Origin of the sequence: Pseudomonas rhizoryzae (genome assembly GCF_005250615.1) — a bacterium.
In the GTDB taxonomy this organism is placed as follows: Bacteria; Pseudomonadota; Gammaproteobacteria; order Pseudomonadales; family Pseudomonadaceae; genus Chryseomonas; species Chryseomonas rhizoryzae.
Genome location: NZ_SULM01000009.1, coordinates 1 through 16,499, shown reverse-complemented (window position 1 = coordinate 16,499; position 16,499 = coordinate 1). Strand labels below are relative to the sequence as shown.

Genomic DNA, 16,499 nt, shown 5'->3' with positions numbered 1-16,499 from the left:
CTTTTTTATAAGAGGCAGAAAAAAGGCCGGTCTCTGCCGGCCTTGATCGATCTTACAATCCTTGCGGCAATTCTTCGCCGCCGAGAGCCTCGATCAGCTGTGGCAGGAATTCCGCCAGGGTCATCATCATCAGCACGAAGCTGGCGTCCTGCTGGCCGAGGGCGTCTTCGCCACCGTCCTGCTCGGCCTGGTCCTGCAAGAGGTCCTCGAACTTGAGGCGCTTGATGGTGACCTTGTCGTCCAGCAGCAGGGCCAACTTGTCCTGCCAGGCCAGCGCCAGTTTGGTGACCAATTTGCCGGCCGCCAGATGGTTCTGGATCTCTTCGCTGGTGAGGTCCTGGCCCTTGCAACGGACCACGCCGCCGTCTTCGCCGGCATCGCGCAGTTCGCACTCGTCGAGGATGTAGAGGCCGTGGGTGGCGTCACCGGCCTTGACCCAGTCGGTGAAGGTGGCCATGGGCGCCTGCTTCACGCCCAACGGGCGCACCGGCAGCGAGCCGAGGGCGTCGCGCAGGGTGGAGAGCAGGTCTTCGGCGCGCTTGGCGCTGGAGGCGTCCACCAGGATCCAGCCCTGCTTGGGGTCGATGGCGGCATAGGTGGTCTGGCGACGGATGAAGGCGCGCGGCAGGAAGGCCTGGACGATCTCGTCCTTGATCTGCTCCTTCTCCTTCTTGTAGACCTTGCGCATCTGCTGGGTCTCGATCTCGTCGACCTTCTCCTGCACGGCTTCCTTGACCACGCTGCTGGGCAGGATGCGTTCTTCCTTGCGCGCAGCGATCAGGAAGAAGCCCTGGCTTTCGTGCACCAGTGGCAGGTCCGGACCCTTGCCGAAGGGCGCGACGAAACCATAGGTGGACAGCTCCTGGCTGGCACAGGGGCGCGCCGGCTTGGCGGCAAGGGCGGCTTCGAGGGCTTCGGCCTCGAAGGCGACTTCCTGGGTGAGACGGTAGACGAGCAGATTACGGAACCACATGGTGTCACTCCCAAAAACGAAGCGCGCATTATCCGCGTCGCTCCCCTCCGAGGCCAACCCCGGATCGCGGTGGTCGTCGGGAATGCCCGCTCGGGCACGCTTTCCTCAGGGGTCGAAGGGGCAGCGCTAAGCCTTTGGAAGTGCTGGGAAATTTTTTTTCAAAAAGGGGTTGCCAGGTAGGGAACCCCTCCGTAGAATGCGCCCCACTTCGAGAGCAAACGGGTGATTAGCTCAGCTGGGAGAGCATCTGCCTTACAAGCAGAGGGTCGGCGGTTCGATCCCGTCATCACCCACCACTCGAGGTAATGCGCAGCGGTAGTTCAGTCGGTTAGAATACCGGCCTGTCACGCCGGGGGTCGCGGGTTCGAGTCCCGTCCGCTGCGCCATTTAAAGGTTGTCTGGTCCTGAACGCCAGTAACCACCGAGAAGCGGCCCTAGTGGCCGCTTTTTCGTTTGGGCGCGATTTTTCTGATCGGGCTTTCTGGCGGTTTCCTTTCTTTATATAGCTGCTTGGGTCGATGGTGTTTGCACTTCGGCCTAACCAGCCACGCGTGGAAAACGCTGTGCGGTTTTCCACCCTACGCGCTGAGCCCCGCTCGCGCCCATGGCCGCGACCAGAACCGTAGCGTGGAAAACCGCGCAGCCTTTTCCACTGGAGACTTTTCGGCGGGGGCGCCCTCACCCCAAACCTCTCCCGAGGGTAGAGGGGCTATCCAAGCAGACGTTCAGTTACATCAGCCCCGGCGAAATCGCGATAAACCGTCGTGCCTCCACCTGGATGGGCGGCCGCATCGGCGGACCGCCAGGGTTGCGCTAAGGAATTGTCCGGCTCAGCGCATATCAGCCCCGCACCGCATCCAACACCGCCTCCAGTGGATGACGGAGGCGGCGGTCGTCGAGGCGTTTGACCTGGCTGCGGCAGGAATAGCCGGTGGCCAGGGCTTCGCCTTGTTCGGCGGGGACGGCGACGGCGCGGGCCCAGGACTGGTCGTAGATGGTCTTGGAGGTCGCCAGGTTGCGCGCTTCGTGGCCGTAGGTGCCGGACATGCCGCAGCAGCCGGTGCTCTCCGGCTTGAGTCCCAGGCCCAGGCGTTCGAACACCTGCTGCCACTGGCCGACGCTGGCCGGGGCGTTGGTCTTCTCGGTGCAGTGGCCGAGCAGGCGATAGACCTTGTCGCCGACTACCTTTTGCTCTTTCGGCAGCACCTGCAGCAGCCACTCCTGGGGCAGCAGCACCTCGGGCATCCGGGCGATGCCGGGGACCTTGGGGTACTCCTGGCGATAGACCAGGGTCATGGCCGGATCGAGGCCGACCAACTTCACGCCGAAGCCGGCCAGGCTGGCGAGCTGGGCCGCGTTGCGCCGCGCGGTACGCTCGAAGGCGCCGAGGAAGCCCTGCACCTGCAGCGGCTTGCCGTTGGCGCGATAGGGCGCGAGGAATACCCGCTGACCGAGGCGCGCGGCGAGTTCGAGGAAGGCCGCGGTGAGCGGCGTCTCGAAGTAGCGGGTGAAGGCGTCCTGTACCACCACGATGGTCTTGGCGCGCTCTTCATCGCTCAGGGCCAGTAAGCGCTCGGGCGTGGCGATCTGCACCTGCCATTGCTGCATGACTGGCACCAGGTCGTAACGGCTGAGCAGGGGGCTGTCGACCATGCCGATGCGCTCGGCGAACAGTCGCTGGATCGGCGTCGCGCCCATCACGGCGTTGTAGAGCCCCGGGGCGCGGGCGAACAGCGGCAGGCTGAATTCCAGGGAGCCGATCAGGTAGTCGCGCAGCGGGCGCAGGTAGCGTCTGTGGTAGAGCTCGAGAAAGCGCGAGCGGAATTCCGGGACGTTGACCTTGATCGGGCACTGGCCCGCGCAGGATTTGCAGGCCAGGCAACCGGCCATGGCGTCGTAGACCTCATGGGAGAAGTCCGCCTCGGCGGCGCGACCATTGCGCCAGCGCTGGGGCAGGGCCTTCAGCCAGTTCAGCGCGCCCCGCGGCGCCGGCGCCAGGACATCGATACCGGCCTGACCCTGTAGACGCAGCCATTCGCGGATCAGCGAGGCGCGGCCCTTGGGCGAGTGGATACGCTGGCGGGTGGCCTTCCACGAGGGGCACATGGCGTCGTCGGGGTCGTAGTTGTAGCAGGCGCCGTTGCCGTTGCAGTGCATGGCGGTGCCGTAGCTCTGCCAGACCCGCTCGTCGAGGGTGCGGTCCAGTTCGCCGCGGAGGGTCACGCCGTCGATCTTCAGCAGTTCGGCACCGCTGGCCAGCGGGGTGGCGATCTTGCCGGGGTTAAGCTGGTTGTGCGGATCGAAGGCGCCCTTGAGCGCCTGCAGGGCGGGGTAGAGGTCGCCGAAGAAGGCCGGCGCATATTCCGAGCGCACGCCCTTGCCGTGTTCGCCCCACAGCAGCCCGCCGTATTTCTGGGTCAGCTCGGCCACCTGGTCGGAGATCGGGCGGACCAGTGCCGCCTGGCGCGGGTCCTTGAGGTCCAGAGCCGGACGTACGTGCAGCACCCCGGCGTCGACGTGGCCGAACATGCCGTATTGCAGATTGTGGCCATCGAGCAGGGCGCGGAATTCGGCGATGAAGTCGGCCAGGCGCTCCGGCGGCACCGCGGTGTCCTCGACGAAGGGCTGCGGACGGATCTCGCCCTGGACGTTGCCGAGCAGGCCCACGGCGCGCTTGCGCATGGCGTAGACGCGGGTCACGGCGCTGCGGCCCACGGCCAGGGTGTGGCCCAGGCGTTCCACGGTGGCGTCCTGGCGCAGATGGTCGAGGAAGCCTTGGACGCGGGCGTCCACTTCCTCGGGGTCGTCGCCACTGAATTCCACCAGGTTGATGCCCAGGGTAGGGCGCTCGACGTCTTCGGGGAAGTATTCCGCCACGCTGTGCCAGACGATGTCCTGCATGGCCAGCAGCAGGACCTTGGAATCCACCGTCTCAATGGACAGCGGCTTCAATTCGATCAGGGCGCGGGCGTCGCGCAGGGCGTCCATGAAGCTGCCATAGCGGACGTTGACCAGCACCGAATACTTGGGAATCGGCAGGACGTTGAGCTTGGCCTCGGCGATGAAGGCCAGGGAGCCCTCGGCGCCGCAGAGCACGCTGTTGAGGTTGAAGCGGCCATCGGGCTCGACCAGGTGCGCCAGGTCATAGCCGGTGAGGCAACGGTTGAGCTTGGGAAAGCGCGCCTCGATCAGTTCGGCCTGGTTCTCGGCGATGTCCCGCGCGCAGCGGTAGACCATGCCGGTGCGATCCTGGCGGGCGCAGAGGGCGTCCAGCTCGACGCGGTCCACCGGGCGGCTCTCCAGGCGTTCGCCGCCGATCAGGTAGGCATCCAGTTCCAGCACATGGTTGCGGGTCTTGCCGTAGGTCACGCTGCCCTGGCCGCTGGCATCGGTGTTGATCATGCCGCCGATGGTGGCGCGGTTGGAGGTGGACAGCTCCGGGGCGAAGAACAACCCATGGGGCCGGAGCGCCGCATTGAGCTGGTCCTTGACCACCCCGGCCTGGACCCGCACCCAGCCCTGCTCGGCATTGATCTCGAGGATCTGGTTCAGGTGACGGGAGAGGTCGACCACGATGCCGTCGGTGAGCGACTGGCCGTTGGTGCCGGTGCCGCCGCCGCGCGGGGTGAGCACCACGCCCTGGAAGCGCGACTCGCCCATCAGCTGGGCCAGACGCTGGACATCGGTGCTGTCCTTGGGGAAGACCGCCGCCTGGGGCAGGCGCTGGTAGATGGAGTTGTCGGTGGCCATGACCGTGCGGCTGGCGTAGTCCGGTGCGATCTCGCCCTGGAAGCCGCTGGCGGCGAGGGCGGTGAGGAAGTCGGTGTAGGCGGCGGCGAGGGGCGCCGGGGCCGGCAGGCGGGCGATCATGTTCATCAGGCGGGCTCTCTGGCGGCGGACGGCCGTCTCCTTCAGCGAGCGAAGGAATGGCGTCGACCTTTTCTGGCTATAGTAGGCATTCTCACCACAGCGCGCCGGGGCCACAACCGAAGATTCCGCCGCCTATGCCGGAAGAACCTGAATGAATCACCGTCGGCTGACGCCGTCCATGTCGTTGCTGCTGGCCTTCGAGGCGGCGGCGCGTCACGAGAGCTACACCCGGGCGGCCGAGGAGTTGTCCCTGACCCAGAGCGCCGTGGGTCGCCAGGTGCAGGCGCTCGAACAGTTGCTGGGGCTGACGCTGTTCCGCCGCGAAGGCCGGCAGATCGTGCTTACCGACGTGGGTCGTGCCTACAGCCGCGAACTGGGCCTGGCCCTCGGGCAGATCCGCAGCGCCACCCTGCAGGCCATGGCCTTCGCCTCCGGCCAGGGCACCCTGCGCCTGGCGGTGCTACCGACCTTCGGTTCCAAGTGGCTGCTGCCGCGCCTGGGCGACTTCTATGCCGCCCATCCCGGCATGCTGGTGCACCTGCATTCGCGCATCCAGGCGGTGGACTTCGCCGCCAGCGAGATCGATGCCGCCATCAGCGTTGGCAGTGGCGACTGGCCGGGGCTCCGCGCCCATCCGCTGCAAGCCGAACAACTGGTGGTGATCGCCAGTCCGGCCACCCTGGCCGACTTGCCGGACGCGACACCCGCCACCCTGGCCGGGCAACTGCTGCTCGGCGTGGCCAACAATCCTCAGGCCTGGGGCGAGTGGTTCGTCCATCACGAGTTGCCGCACCGGGCGATGCGGCCGGGGCCGAGTTTCGAGCTGACCTCGCACCTGATCCAGGCGGTGCGCGCCGGCATCGGCATCGGCCTGGTACCGCGAGTACTGGTGGAGGACGAATTGGCCCAGGGTGACCTGCTCGCCTGCGGTACGCCCCTGGTCAGTCGCCGCAGCTATTACCTGGTCTATCCGCCGCGCAACGAGGGACTGCCGTCGTTGCAGGCGTTTCGCCAATGGCTGCTGGCCGAGATCAACGAAGGAGAGGCACAACCATGAGCAAGCCGGGACAGCGGGTACTGGCCGCACTACGGCAGATGATCCTGTCCGGCGAACTGGCGGCGGGCGAACGGCTGGCGGAGATTCCCACCGCCGAGCGCTTCGCCGTGTCGCGCATGCCGGTGCGGCTGGCCTTGCGCACCCTGGCCCAGGAGGGCTTGCTGGAAAGTAGTGGCGCCCGTGGCTATCAGGTGCGGGCGCTCACGAGCGCGGATCTGGAAGGCGCGGTGGAGGTGCGCGGCGTGCTGGAAGGCCTGGCTGCGCGCCAGGCGGCCGAGCGCGGTCTCGATGAGGCGACGCGGACCGTGCTGGAAGACTGCCTGCGCCGCGGCGATCGCCTGTTCGCCAAGGGGCATGTGCTGCTGGAGGATCTGGAGGAATACCACGACCTCAATCGCGGCTTCCACCAGGCCATCGTCGCGGCCAGTGGCAATCCGGCCATCGCCGTGGCCCTGGGGCGCCACGAGCATCTGCCCTTCGCTTCGGTGAGCGCCCTGGCGGTGGATGCGCAAAATCTCGATCGCGAATACCGCCGCTTCAATTTCGCCCATCTGCAGCACCATGCGGTGTTCGATGCCCTGGTGCGCGGCCAGGGTGCGCGGGCCGAGGGCATCATGCGCGAGCACGCCCAGGCGACCCTGGGGTATGCACGGTGGTTCGGTGGGGAAGAGGGGGCGGCGGGGGAGGTTAAGGTGTTGGTGTAGGGCTAAGCGGCCCTCACCCCGGCCCTCTCCCTAAGGGAGAGGGGGAGGTTAGCTGGGCTTGGGGCGTCAGAGGTCCAGCACCAGGCGCTCGCCCTTGGCGCGGGAGCAGCAGGGGGTGAAGCGGTCGTTGGCGGCGTGTTCGGCCGCGGAGAGAAAGAGGTCGCGGTGCTCGGGTTCGCCGGCCAGGACCGGGGTCAGGCAGGTGCCACAGAGGCCCTGGCCGCAGGATACCGGCAGGACGATGCCGAGGTCGGCCAGCACCTGGACCACGCTGCGCTCCGCCGGTACCTGGACGCAACGTCCGCTGCGCGCCAGCTCCACCTCGAAGGGCCGCTGCTCGCCCTGGGCGGCGGGGTCGGCGGCGAAGTATTCGCGATGGATCTGCCCGGGTTGCCAGCCCTGGGCCTGGGCGGCCTCGACCACGGCGGCCATGAAGCCGGCGGGACCGCAGACATAGAGGTGATCGTCCGGCGCCGCCGGACCGAGCAGGTGCTGGAAGTTGGGTCTCAGCGCCGGCTCCTGTTGGTCGAAATGCACCTTGACCCGATCGGCATAGGGACGCGCCTTGAGCCAGGGAATGAAGGCGGCGTGTTCACGGTCCCGCACCAGATAGCGCAGCTGGAAGTGGGCGCCCTGCTGGTGGAGCTGTTCGGCCATGGCCAGGAGCGGGGTGATGCCGATGCCGCCGGCCAGCAGCTGGGTACGGCGCGCGCTCGGGACCAGGGCGAACAGATTGCGTGGCTCGCTTACCTGTAGGTGGTCACCCAGCTGCAGCCGGTGCATGGCCTGGGAGCCGCCACGGGAGTCGGGAACGAGCAGGACGGCGATGCGATAGCGGGTGGGGGCGGGTTCGGGCGTGGCGCACAGGGAGTAATGACGGATCAGGCCGTCGCCCAGGGTGACTTCCAAATGGGCACCGGCCGTGAAGCCGGGCAGCGGACCACCGTCGGCGCGGGCCAGGTCGAAGGCCAGGATGCTGGGTGCCTCGCGTTGCACGGCAGTGACGATCAGATCGAGCATGCTGCTTCTCCTAGGCGATCTGCCGGACCGGGATGCCGGTGGCGGCCTGTTCGGCGGCCAGCAGGCGGTCGATGATCTGCCGTGATTGCACGCCCCCGGCATCGATGTTGAGCTTGAGCAGGCCACGTTCGGGATAGCGCAACAGGTTCTGCTGCTGGCGTTCGAGCATCTCCAGGTCTTCGCTGAAGATCTTGCCCTGGCCCTCGCGGATGCTGGCGGTGAGTTCGGCATCCTGCGGCTTGAAGTTGCGCGCCATGCCCCAGAAGTACCAGATGGAGGTCTCGGTTTCGGGCGTGATGAAGTCCACCACCACGCTGGCCGCCTTGACCGCCGCGGGGGCGTGGTAGCCGCCATGGCCGGCATGGGCCACGCCCACCTCGATCATCACGTGGCTCGGTGGGGTGAAGCGGCAGATCTGCCAGCGATCCACCGGGACGTCGTCGGCCAGGCCGTTGCCGCGCAGCGCCATGCGCCAGAAGGGTGGGGCAGGGATGTTCTCCATGTGCCGGCTGGTGATGACCTCGTCGCCCTCGACGCGGGTGGCGGGTGGCGCCTCGTCGATCTCCTTCTGGCCGATGCTGGAGGCGTGGACATAGGTCTCGTGGGTGAGGTCCATGAGGTTGTCGATCATCAGCCGGTAGTCGCACTGGATGTGGTAGAGGCCGCCGCCATAGGCCCAGTCGGGGCTCTCGGCCCATTCGAGGTGGGGAAGCAGCGCCGGATCGGCCTTGGCCTGGTCGCCCGGCCAGACCCAGATGAAGCCGTGGCGCTCGACGGCGGCATAGGCGCGCACGGCGGGAAAGACGCCGACCCGCTGGCCGGGCATGCCCAGGGTCTTGCCGCCGCAACCCATTTCCAGGCCGTGATAGCCACAGACCAGGGTGCCTTCGCGCAAGAAGCCCAGCGACAGCGGCGCACCGCGATGGGGACAGAAGTCTTCCAATGCCACCACCTGCCGGTTGGCGTCGCGGTAGAACACCAGCGGCTCGCCGCAGATCTGCCGGCCCAGGGGCTTGTCGGTGAGTTCGTCGGGGGTGCAGGCGACGTACCAGGCGTTCTTCGGGTACATGGAGCGACCTCTTGTTGTTGTCTATTGGATCCAATGATTGGGCGGGTGCCCCTGGGTGTCAATGTGTTCTGGCCGGCGGGAAAGACGATAGCTGCTCGATAATCGCCCAGTGTTTAACAGCGTATCTAAAGGGTTTTGCCGATTGGAGCACTTGATTTCTCTGAACATTCAGCCCGTCGCGACGCCTTGGGGCCTTGCTAGCACGTCCATCTGGGACCTGCTCATCTTGTGAATTGGATCCATTTTTGCCAGCCTGATCGGGCGGTGACCTCAACAACAAAAACTCAAGGATGCTCGCCATGTCAGGACCTGTCCCTTCTGTATCTTCTAGCGCTTCACCTGTCTCGCTCCGGATCTCTCCCTGCTCAGCATCGCGAGGTGGGCTATGAGCGACCTGCGCGAAATCGTCGACCGCGGCCCCATGCGGGCTTTCCAGTACCTGGCGGTGCTGGTCTGCATCCTGCTCAACATGATCGATGGCTTCGATGTACTGGTGATGGCCTTCACTGCCGCCTCGGTGTCCCGCGAATGGGGCCTCTCCGGGTCGCAGGTGGGGATGTTGCTCAGTGCCGGCCTGGTGGGCATGGCGGCCGGTTCGTTGCTGCTCGCGCCGCTGGCCGATCGCTGGGGCCGGCGCCGCCTGATTCTGGTCTGCCTGCTGTTGTCCGGCGTCGGCATGCTGCTGTCGGCGCTGGCCGGCTCACCCCAGCAGCTGGCGTTATTGCGCGGCCTGACCGGTTTGGGCGTGGGCGGGGTGTTGGCGAGCAGCAACGTGATCGCCAGCGAGTATTCGGCTCGCCGCTGGCGGGGCCTGGCGGTCAGCCTGCAGGGCATGGGCTACGCCCTGGGTGCTACCCTGGGTGGCTTGCTGGCGGTCTGGCTGCTGTCGCTCTGGGGCTGGCGTGCGGTGTTCTGCGCCGGCGGTCTCATCACCCTCGGCGCCATCCCCCTGGTGCTGATCGGCTTGCCCGAGTCCCTGGATTTCCTGCTCAGCCGGCGACCGAGTGGCGCCCTGGCGCGGGTCAATCGCCTGGCCAGGCGGTTGGGGCAGCCGCCTCTGGCGGCGCTGCCTCCGGTCGTCGTGACGCGCGCGACGGGCGGAACGGTCGGGCGCCTGCTGGCGCCCGACTTGCGGCGGACCACTCTGCTGGTGTGGACGCTGTTCTTCCTGGCCATGTTCGGCTTCTACTTCATCATGAGCTGGACGCCCAAGCTGCTGACCACCCTGGGGCTTTCCGAGCAACAGGGGGTGGCGGGGGGTGTCCTGCTGAGCGTGGGCGGTATCTTCGGCGCCGCCCTGGTCGGCCTGCTGTTCACGCGCCTGCCGTTGTCCCGGGCGTTGGGTGGTTTCCTGCTGACCACCGCGCTGCTGCTGGTGGCCTTCGCCCACATGGACAGCTCCTACCTGGGTGCCCTGGCCATGGGCCTGCTGATCGGTCTCTTCGCCAATGGCTGTATCGCCGGGCTCTATGCACTGCCAGCGCTGGCCTACAGTGCCGAGGTGCGGGCCACCGGGGTGGGCTGGGGCATCGGCATCGGTCGCCTCGGCGCCATCCTCTCGCCGCTGGTGGCGGGTCTGTTGCTGGATGGCGGCTGGCCGCCGCTGCGGCTCTATCTGGTCTTCGCGCTGGTGTTCGTCGCGGCGGGTCTGCTCTTGCTGCTGTCCCGGCCGGAGGGGCGTACCGCGAGTGCGGGCTTAAGGGTGTCGCAGGGGTGAGCTCTCCGGCGGAACCGTCTTCGCAGCGTCATCGTCTTGGTAAAATAGTTAATTGACGTAACTAATTTACCGGCGTAGCTTCTTGTCCATACCCCCCAAACAACAAGAGGCACACGCCATGGGCAGCTACGACGGACGCTGGCAGACGGTCAAGGTGGATATCGAAGACGGTATCGCCTGGGTAACGCTCAACCGGCCCGAGAAACGCAACGCCATGAGTCCCACCCTCAACCGCGAGATGGTCGAGGTGCTGGAAACCCTGGAGCAGGACGCCAGCGCCGGCGTGCTGGTGCTGACCGGCGCCGGTGACGCCTGGACTGCCGGCATGGACCTCAAGGAATACTTCCGCGAGACCGATGCCGGCCCGGAGATCCTGCAGGAAAAGATCCGCCGCGAGGCCTCCCAGTGGCAATGGAAGCTCCTGCGCATGTACGCCAAGCCGACCATCGCCATGGTCAATGGCTGGTGCTTCGGCGGTGGCTTCAGCCCGCTGGTGGCCTGCGACCTGGCCATCACCGCCGACGAGGCTACCTTCGGCCTGTCCGAGATCAACTGGGGCATCCCCCCGGGCAACCTGGTGAGCAAGGCCTTGGCCGATACCGTCGGCCATCGCACCGCCCTCTACTATGTGATGACCGGCAAGACCTTCAGCGGGCCCGAGGCCGCCGCCATGGGTCTGGTCAACCAGAGCGTGCCGCGCGCCCAATTGCGCGAGGTGACCACCGCCCTGGCGCAGGAGCTGCTGCAGAAGAATCCGGTGGTGCTGCGCGCCGCCAAGGTTGGCTTCAAACGCTGCCGCGAGCTGACCTGGGAGCAAAACGAGGACTACCTCTACGCCAAGCTCGATCAGTCGCGTCTGCAAGACCCGGAAGGCGGTCGCGAGCAGGGCATGAAGCAGTTCCTCGATGACAAGAGCATCAAGCCCGGCTTGCAGACCTACAAGCGCTGAAGCGCCAGGTCTCGTCGAACGGTCGCCGAGCCTAGCTGCCGTTCAGACGAGCCCAGTACCCATAAAGACAACAACAAGAGGTAGCGTCATGGTCGAGGTATCCCTGCTCATCGGCGGCACCAGCCGCCCGGCCGGCGACGGTCGTAGCTATCAGCGCTGCCATCCGGTGACCGGCGAGGTGGTCTCCACGGTAGCAGCCGCCACCCTGGAAGATGCCGACGCCGCCGTGGCTGCGGCTCAGGCCGCCTATCCCGCCTGGGCCGCGCTGCCGCCGGGCGAGCGCCGGCGTCGCCTGCTGGCCGCCGCCGATGGCCTGGCCGCGCGCAGTGGCGAGTTCATCGCCCTGGCCGGCGAGACCGGGGCAATGGCCAACTGGTATGGCTTCAACGTGCACCTGGCCGCCAACATGCTGCGCGAGGCGGCGGCCATGACCACCCAGATCCAGGGCGAGGTGATTCCCTCCGACGTCCCTGGCAGCTTCGCCATGGCGCTGCGCCAGCCTTGCGGCGTGGTGCTCGGCATCGCGCCGTGGAACGCCCCGGTGATCCTCGGCACCCGCGCCCTGGCCATGCCGCTGGCCTGTGGCAATACCGTGGTGCTCAAGGCGTCGGAGCAAAGTCCTGGCGTACACCGGCTGATCGGCCAGGTGCTGCAGGATGCCGGCCTGGGTGATGGCGTGGTCAATGTCGTCACCAACGCCCCGGAAGATGCCCCGGCCATCGTCGAGCGGCTGATCGCCAATCCGGCGGTGCGGCGGGTCAACTTCACCGGTTCCACCCGGGTCGGTCGCATCGTTGGCGAGTTGTCGGCACGCCATCTCAAGCCGGCGGTGCTGGAGCTGGGTGGCAAGGCGCCGCTGCTGGTGCTGGAAGACGCCGACCTGGATGCCGCCGTGGCCGCGGCGGCCTTCGGGGCCTACTTCAACCAGGGGCAGATCTGCATGTCCACCGAGCGTCTGCTGGTGGACAGCTGCATCGCCGACGCCTTCGTCGAGCGCCTGGCGGCCAAGGTGCGCACCCTCAAGGCCGGCGACCCGAGCGCCTCCGATTCGGTACTGGGTTCCCTGATCGACGCCAGCGCTGGAACCCGCATCAAGGCCCTGATCGACGACGCCGTGGGCAAGGGCGCGCGGCTGGTCTGCGGTGGTGGACTCGACGGCAGCATCCTGCAGCCGACCCTGCTGGATGGCGTCACCGCCGACATGAAGCTCTATGCCGAGGAGTCCTTCGGTCCGGTGGCGGTGGTGATCCGCGCCGAGGGTGACGAAGCCCTACTACGCCTGGCCAACGATTCCGAGTTCGGCCTCTCGTCAGCCATCTTCAGTCGCGATACCGCCCGTGCCCTGGCGCTGGCCCAGCGGGTGGAGAGTGGCATCTGCCACATCAACGGCCCCACGGTGCACGACGAGGCGCAGATGCCCTTCGGCGGCGTCAAGGCCAGCGGCTATGGGAGCTTCGGCTCGCGGGCCTCCATCGAGCATTTCACCCAGTTGCGCTGGGTGACGCTACAGACGGGGCCACGCCACTACCCGATCTAGCCAGCGCCGTTTCCATCGCTTCTGACGCAACAAGAATAAGAGGCGCCTCTGGGCGCCAGCCCAGAGGAGAATTCAAGGTGAGCCATGTCACGCAAACCCGTGCGCCCGCGGATCGGCCGCTGCGCTATCGACCGGTGGCCCTGGGGCAGCCTGGTGTCACGGTCGAGGAGCGGGGTGGGCTGCTCTATATGGCCTCCCAGGAAGCCCTGACCCTGCCGCCGCCACGGCTGCTGGATCGTCTGCTGCACTGGGCCGAGGTTGCCCCGACTCGCACCTTCTTCGCCGCGCGGGACGCCGGCGGCGCCTGGCGCGAGTTCTCCTACCGCGAGATGGTGCAGCGGGTGCGCCAACTGGCCGCCGCGCTGTTGGAGTTCGGCCTGTCGGCCGAGCGACCCCTGGCGATTCTCTCCGGCAACGATCCCGAACACCTGCAACTGGCCCTGGCGGCGCTCTATGCCGGCATTCCCTTCTGCCCGGTGTCGCCCGGCTATTCGTTGCTGTCCCAGGATCATGCCAAGTTGCGCCACGTCTGCGGCCTGCTGCAACCGGGGCTGGTATTCGTCAGCGATGCGCCGGCCTACCAGAAGGCGCTGGACGCCGTGCTGCCAGCCGAGGTGCCGGTGATCGCGACCCGCGGTCAGGTGCAGGGACGCATCACTCTGGCCTTCGAGGCGCTGCTTGCCCGTGGCGAGCTGGCCGCGGCCGATCAGGCCTTCACGGCCACCGGACCGGACAGCATCGCCAAGTTTCTCTTCACCTCCGGCTCCACCAAGCTGCCCAAGGCGGTGACCACCACCCAGCGCATGCTCTGCGCCAACCAGCAGATGCTGCTGCAGACCTTCCCGGTGTTCGGCGAGGAGCCGCCGGTGCTGGTGGACTGGCTGCCCTGGAACCACACCTTCGGTGGCAGCCATAATCTGGGCATCGTGCTCTACAACGGTGGCACCTTCTACCTGGATGACGGCAAGCCGACACCCCAGGGCTTCGGCGAGACCCTGCGCAACCTGCGCGAGGTCTCGCCCACCGCCTACCTCACGGTGCCGCGCGGCTGGGAAGAGCTGGCCAACGCCCTGGAGCGCGACGCCGAGCTGCGCGAGCGTTTCTTTGCGCGCATGCGGCTGTTCTTCTTTGCCGCGGCGGGGCTGTCGCAAAGCGTCTGGGATCGCCTGGATCGCATCGCCGAGGCCCACTGCGGCGAACGCATCCGCATGATGGCCGGCCTGGGCATGACCGAGGCCTCGCCCAGTTGCACCTTCACCACCGGGCCACTTTCCGTGGCCGGCTACGTCGGGGTGCCGGCGCCGGGCTGCGAACTCAAGTTGGTGCCGGTGGACGGCAAGCTGGAAGGGCGCTTCCGTGGCCCGCACATCATGCCCGGCTATTGGCGCGATCCGCAGCAGACCGCGGCCTGCTTCGACGAGGAAGGTTTCTACTGTTCGGGCGATGCCCTCAAGCTGGTCGATCCGGCCAATCCGCAGCTGGGGCTGATGTTCGATGGCCGTATCGCCGAGGACTTCAAGCTGTCGTCCGGGGTGTTCGTCAGTGTCGGTCCGCTGCGCAATCGCGCGGTGCTGGAGGGTACGCCCCTGGTGCAGGACGTGGTGGTGGCGGCGCCGGATCGCGAGTGCCTGGGCCTACTGGTCTTTCCCCGCCTGGCGGATTGCCGGCAACTGGCGGGGCTGGACGAGGCCGCTGATGCAGCAACGGTATTGGCCAGTGCGCCGGTGCAGCGCTGGTTCGCCGACTGGTTGGCCCGCCTCAATCGTCACGCCTCCGGCAACGCCAGCCGCCTGGAATGGATCGCCCTGCAGGAAGAGCCGCCGTCCGCCGACCGGGGCGAGATCACCGACAAGGGTTCGCTGAATCAGCGCAGCGTGCTGAGCCATAGAGCGGAGCGAGTCGCGGCCTGTTATGGCGGTACGGCGCCGTTGCTGATTCGGGCGTAGCGGAGGCGTTGGGTTTCCCTCACCCCAGCCCTCTCCCGGAGGGAGAGGGGGCACCCGGGGCTGCGCTCGACGTGGAGCCGGGCTTTCGTAGGTTGCGGTTGAGCGCAGCGAAGCCCAACACGCGAGGGCGGCGGTGACCGGCGCCAGGGACCGCTCTACGTCCGATCACTCACTCTTGCGAGGTTTACGCTTTGCCTGGCCCGTGCCGTAGATGGGCTTGCCGCCCAGGCTACGGGTCAGTTCATCCGCAGCCTCGCGCAGCACTTCGTACAGGGTCTGGGCGCGTTCCAGGCTGAGGCGATTGGCCGGCCCCGAGATCACGATGGCGCCCAGCAGCTCTTCCTGGGCGTCGTAGATGGGGAGCGCCACGGAAGAGGCGTGCGGGTCGGTGGCGCCGCAGGAGTAGAAGGGGATGATCCCCGCCTTGGCCACTTCATAGGGCGTCTGCAGGGCCAGGGCACCGGCGGCCTGGTCCATGGGGCGCATGTCGCCGGGTTGCAGGTGCAGGCGCAGGCGATGCGGGGAGTTCACTCGATACTGGCAGAGTCGATAGGCGCCATGTTTCACATAGAAGGAAGCGGTTTCGCCACTCTGCTCGGTGAGCTGGTGCAGCCGCGGCATGATGTGGCGGCCGACATCGTGGGAGTCCTGGTAGACGGCATTGAGGCGCACGACCTCGCTGGCCAGGATGTAGTTGCCATCGGCGAGCCGGGTTACCAGGCCGTATTTTTCCAGGGACACCACCAGACGCATGATGGTGCTCTTGATCAGGCCGGTGCGATTGGCCAGTTCGGCGAGGCTCAGGGCGGCATCGCCGATGCGAAAGGCGGTGAGAACGGTCAAGACGCGATCAGCAGAGGCAACGCCGGAAACGCCTGGACGAGGACGGGTGGTGTTCAAGCTCGTGTTCCTAAAGGGCAGCTATCGCACCATTATCCGCGAGCGCCCGGCGTGCGCCTAGTGAATCGCTCACGCTGGTCAGCCATCCAGGCGGCGCAGGTATCCTTTATTAGGTCCGGGTATTTCCGTGGCCTTGGCCCGCCGGGCCTGCACTGCCTCTGCGCGAGGTCGCAAAACGTCGGCATCAAGGAGTGCCCTGGCCGTGCGGCCAGGGCGTCCCGGGTTTCCTCAATATTCAAACCGCCGCGCTGCGTTCCTTGATCTCCTGGTGCAGGATGCGGTCGTTCTCGGAGTAGTCCACCGGGCAGTCGATGACGTGGACGCCGGGGGTGTCCAGGCACTTTTGCACCAGCGGGGCGAAGGCGGCGGCGCTGTCCACGCGATGGCCCTGGGCGCCGTAGCTCTCGGCGTAGCGAACGAAGTCCGGGTTGCCGTAGTCCAGGCCGAAGTCCTCGAAGCCCATCTGCGCCTGCTTCCAGCGGATCATGCCGTAGCCGTCGTCGCGCAGGATGATGACCACGAGGTTCATCTTCAGGCGCACCGCGGTTTCCAGCTCCTGGCTGTTCATCATGAAGCCGCCGTCGCCGCACACCGCCACGATGGGGGTGTTGGGATGCACCAGGCGCGCGGCCATGGCCGAGGGCAGACCGGCGCCCATGGTGGCCAGGGCGTTGTCCAGCAGCACCGTGTTGGGCATGTAGGCCTTGTAGTTGCGGGCGAACCAGATCTTGTAGATGCCGTTGTCCAGGGCGACGAT

Annotated in this window: 12 protein-coding genes and 2 tRNA genes; 8 read left to right on the top strand and 6 right to left on the bottom strand. The window is 66.9% G+C overall.

Going from position 1 to position 16,499, the window contains the following annotated elements:
* Positions 1-52 precede the first annotated feature (52 nt).
* On the bottom strand, positions 53-973 hold the full coding sequence (gene rdgC, locus FAZ11_RS15735) for a recombination-associated protein RdgC (protein ID WP_058774415.1): 921 nt from the start codon (positions 971-973) through the stop codon (positions 53-55).
* Between the two features lie 220 nt (positions 974-1,193).
* Between rdgC and FAZ11_RS15730 the strand changes: the two genes are divergently transcribed.
* Together FAZ11_RS15730 and FAZ11_RS15725 are read left to right on the top strand one after the other, a co-directional pair.
* A tRNA-Val gene (locus FAZ11_RS15730) sits at positions 1,194-1,269 on the top strand.
* Positions 1,270-1,282: 13 nt separating this feature from the next.
* Positions 1,283-1,359: transfer RNA gene (locus FAZ11_RS15725), tRNA-Asp, on the top strand.
* 454 nt (positions 1,360-1,813) lie between these two features.
* Here the strand turns inward: FAZ11_RS15725 and ydiJ are convergent.
* Positions 1,814-4,843 carry a D-2-hydroxyglutarate dehydrogenase YdiJ gene (gene ydiJ / locus FAZ11_RS15720; RefSeq protein ID WP_058774417.1) on the bottom strand — a complete coding sequence of 1,010 codons (3,030 nt, stop codon included), beginning with the start codon at positions 4,841-4,843 and terminating at the stop codon, positions 1,814-1,816.
* A 151-nt stretch (positions 4,844-4,994) separates the two neighbouring features.
* On the opposite strand from ydiJ, the gene FAZ11_RS15715 reads away from it, so the two are divergent.
* Positions 4,995-5,900 carry a LysR substrate-binding domain-containing protein gene (locus FAZ11_RS15715; RefSeq protein ID WP_058762321.1) on the top strand — a complete coding sequence of 302 codons (906 nt, stop codon included), beginning with the start codon at positions 4,995-4,997 and terminating at the stop codon, positions 5,898-5,900.
* Positions 5,897-6,604 carry a GntR family transcriptional regulator gene (locus FAZ11_RS15710; protein ID WP_058774416.1) on the top strand — a complete coding sequence of 236 codons (708 nt, stop codon included), beginning with the start codon at positions 5,897-5,899 and terminating at the stop codon, positions 6,602-6,604. The genes FAZ11_RS15715 and FAZ11_RS15710 overlap by 4 nt, the downstream gene beginning before the upstream one ends.
* 66 nt (positions 6,605-6,670) lie before the next feature.
* Here FAZ11_RS15710 and FAZ11_RS15705 read toward each other — a convergent pair whose 3' ends face one another.
* Together FAZ11_RS15705 and FAZ11_RS15700 are read right to left on the bottom strand one after the other, a co-directional pair.
* Entirely contained in the window at positions 6,671-7,624 is a 954-nt protein-coding gene (locus FAZ11_RS15705; protein WP_058764779.1) for a PDR/VanB family oxidoreductase, read from the bottom strand.
* Between the two features lie 10 nt (positions 7,625-7,634).
* The gene (locus FAZ11_RS15700; RefSeq protein ID WP_058764781.1) at positions 7,635-8,693 is read right to left on the bottom strand and encodes an aromatic ring-hydroxylating oxygenase subunit alpha; all 1,059 of its coding nucleotides are present in this window, start codon (positions 8,691-8,693) and stop codon (positions 7,635-7,637) included.
* A gap of 385 nt (positions 8,694-9,078) precedes the next feature.
* On the opposite strand from FAZ11_RS15700, the gene FAZ11_RS15695 reads away from it, so the two are divergent.
* The 4 genes from FAZ11_RS15695 (at position 9,079) to FAZ11_RS15680 (ending at position 14,842) form a co-directional block, all read left to right on the top strand.
* On the top strand, positions 9,079-10,410 hold the full coding sequence (locus FAZ11_RS15695) for an MFS transporter (RefSeq protein WP_058764783.1): 1,332 nt from the start codon (positions 9,079-9,081) through the stop codon (positions 10,408-10,410).
* A 118-nt stretch (positions 10,411-10,528) separates the two neighbouring features.
* Positions 10,529-11,359, top strand: a complete 831-nt coding sequence (locus FAZ11_RS15690; RefSeq protein WP_058764786.1) for a p-hydroxycinnamoyl CoA hydratase/lyase — start codon at positions 10,529-10,531, stop codon at positions 11,357-11,359.
* 88 nt (positions 11,360-11,447) lie between these two features.
* A complete protein-coding gene (locus tag FAZ11_RS15685; protein WP_058764789.1) occupies positions 11,448-12,896 on the top strand; it encodes an aldehyde dehydrogenase in 1,449 nt (482 codons plus the stop codon).
* Positions 12,897-12,973: 77 nt separating this feature from the next.
* A complete protein-coding gene (locus tag FAZ11_RS15680; RefSeq protein WP_058764791.1) occupies positions 12,974-14,842 on the top strand; it encodes a feruloyl-CoA synthase in 1,869 nt (622 codons plus the stop codon).
* A gap of 165 nt (positions 14,843-15,007) precedes the next feature.
* Here FAZ11_RS15680 and FAZ11_RS15675 read toward each other — a convergent pair whose 3' ends face one another.
* A complete protein-coding gene (locus FAZ11_RS15675) occupies positions 15,008-15,742 on the bottom strand; it encodes an IclR family transcriptional regulator (RefSeq protein WP_058764793.1) in 735 nt (244 codons plus the stop codon).
* Between the two features lie 235 nt (positions 15,743-15,977).
* Positions 15,978-16,499 (bottom strand): thiamine pyrophosphate-dependent enzyme (locus FAZ11_RS15670; protein ID WP_241667486.1); only part of this gene is annotated, 522 nt, incomplete at its 5' end.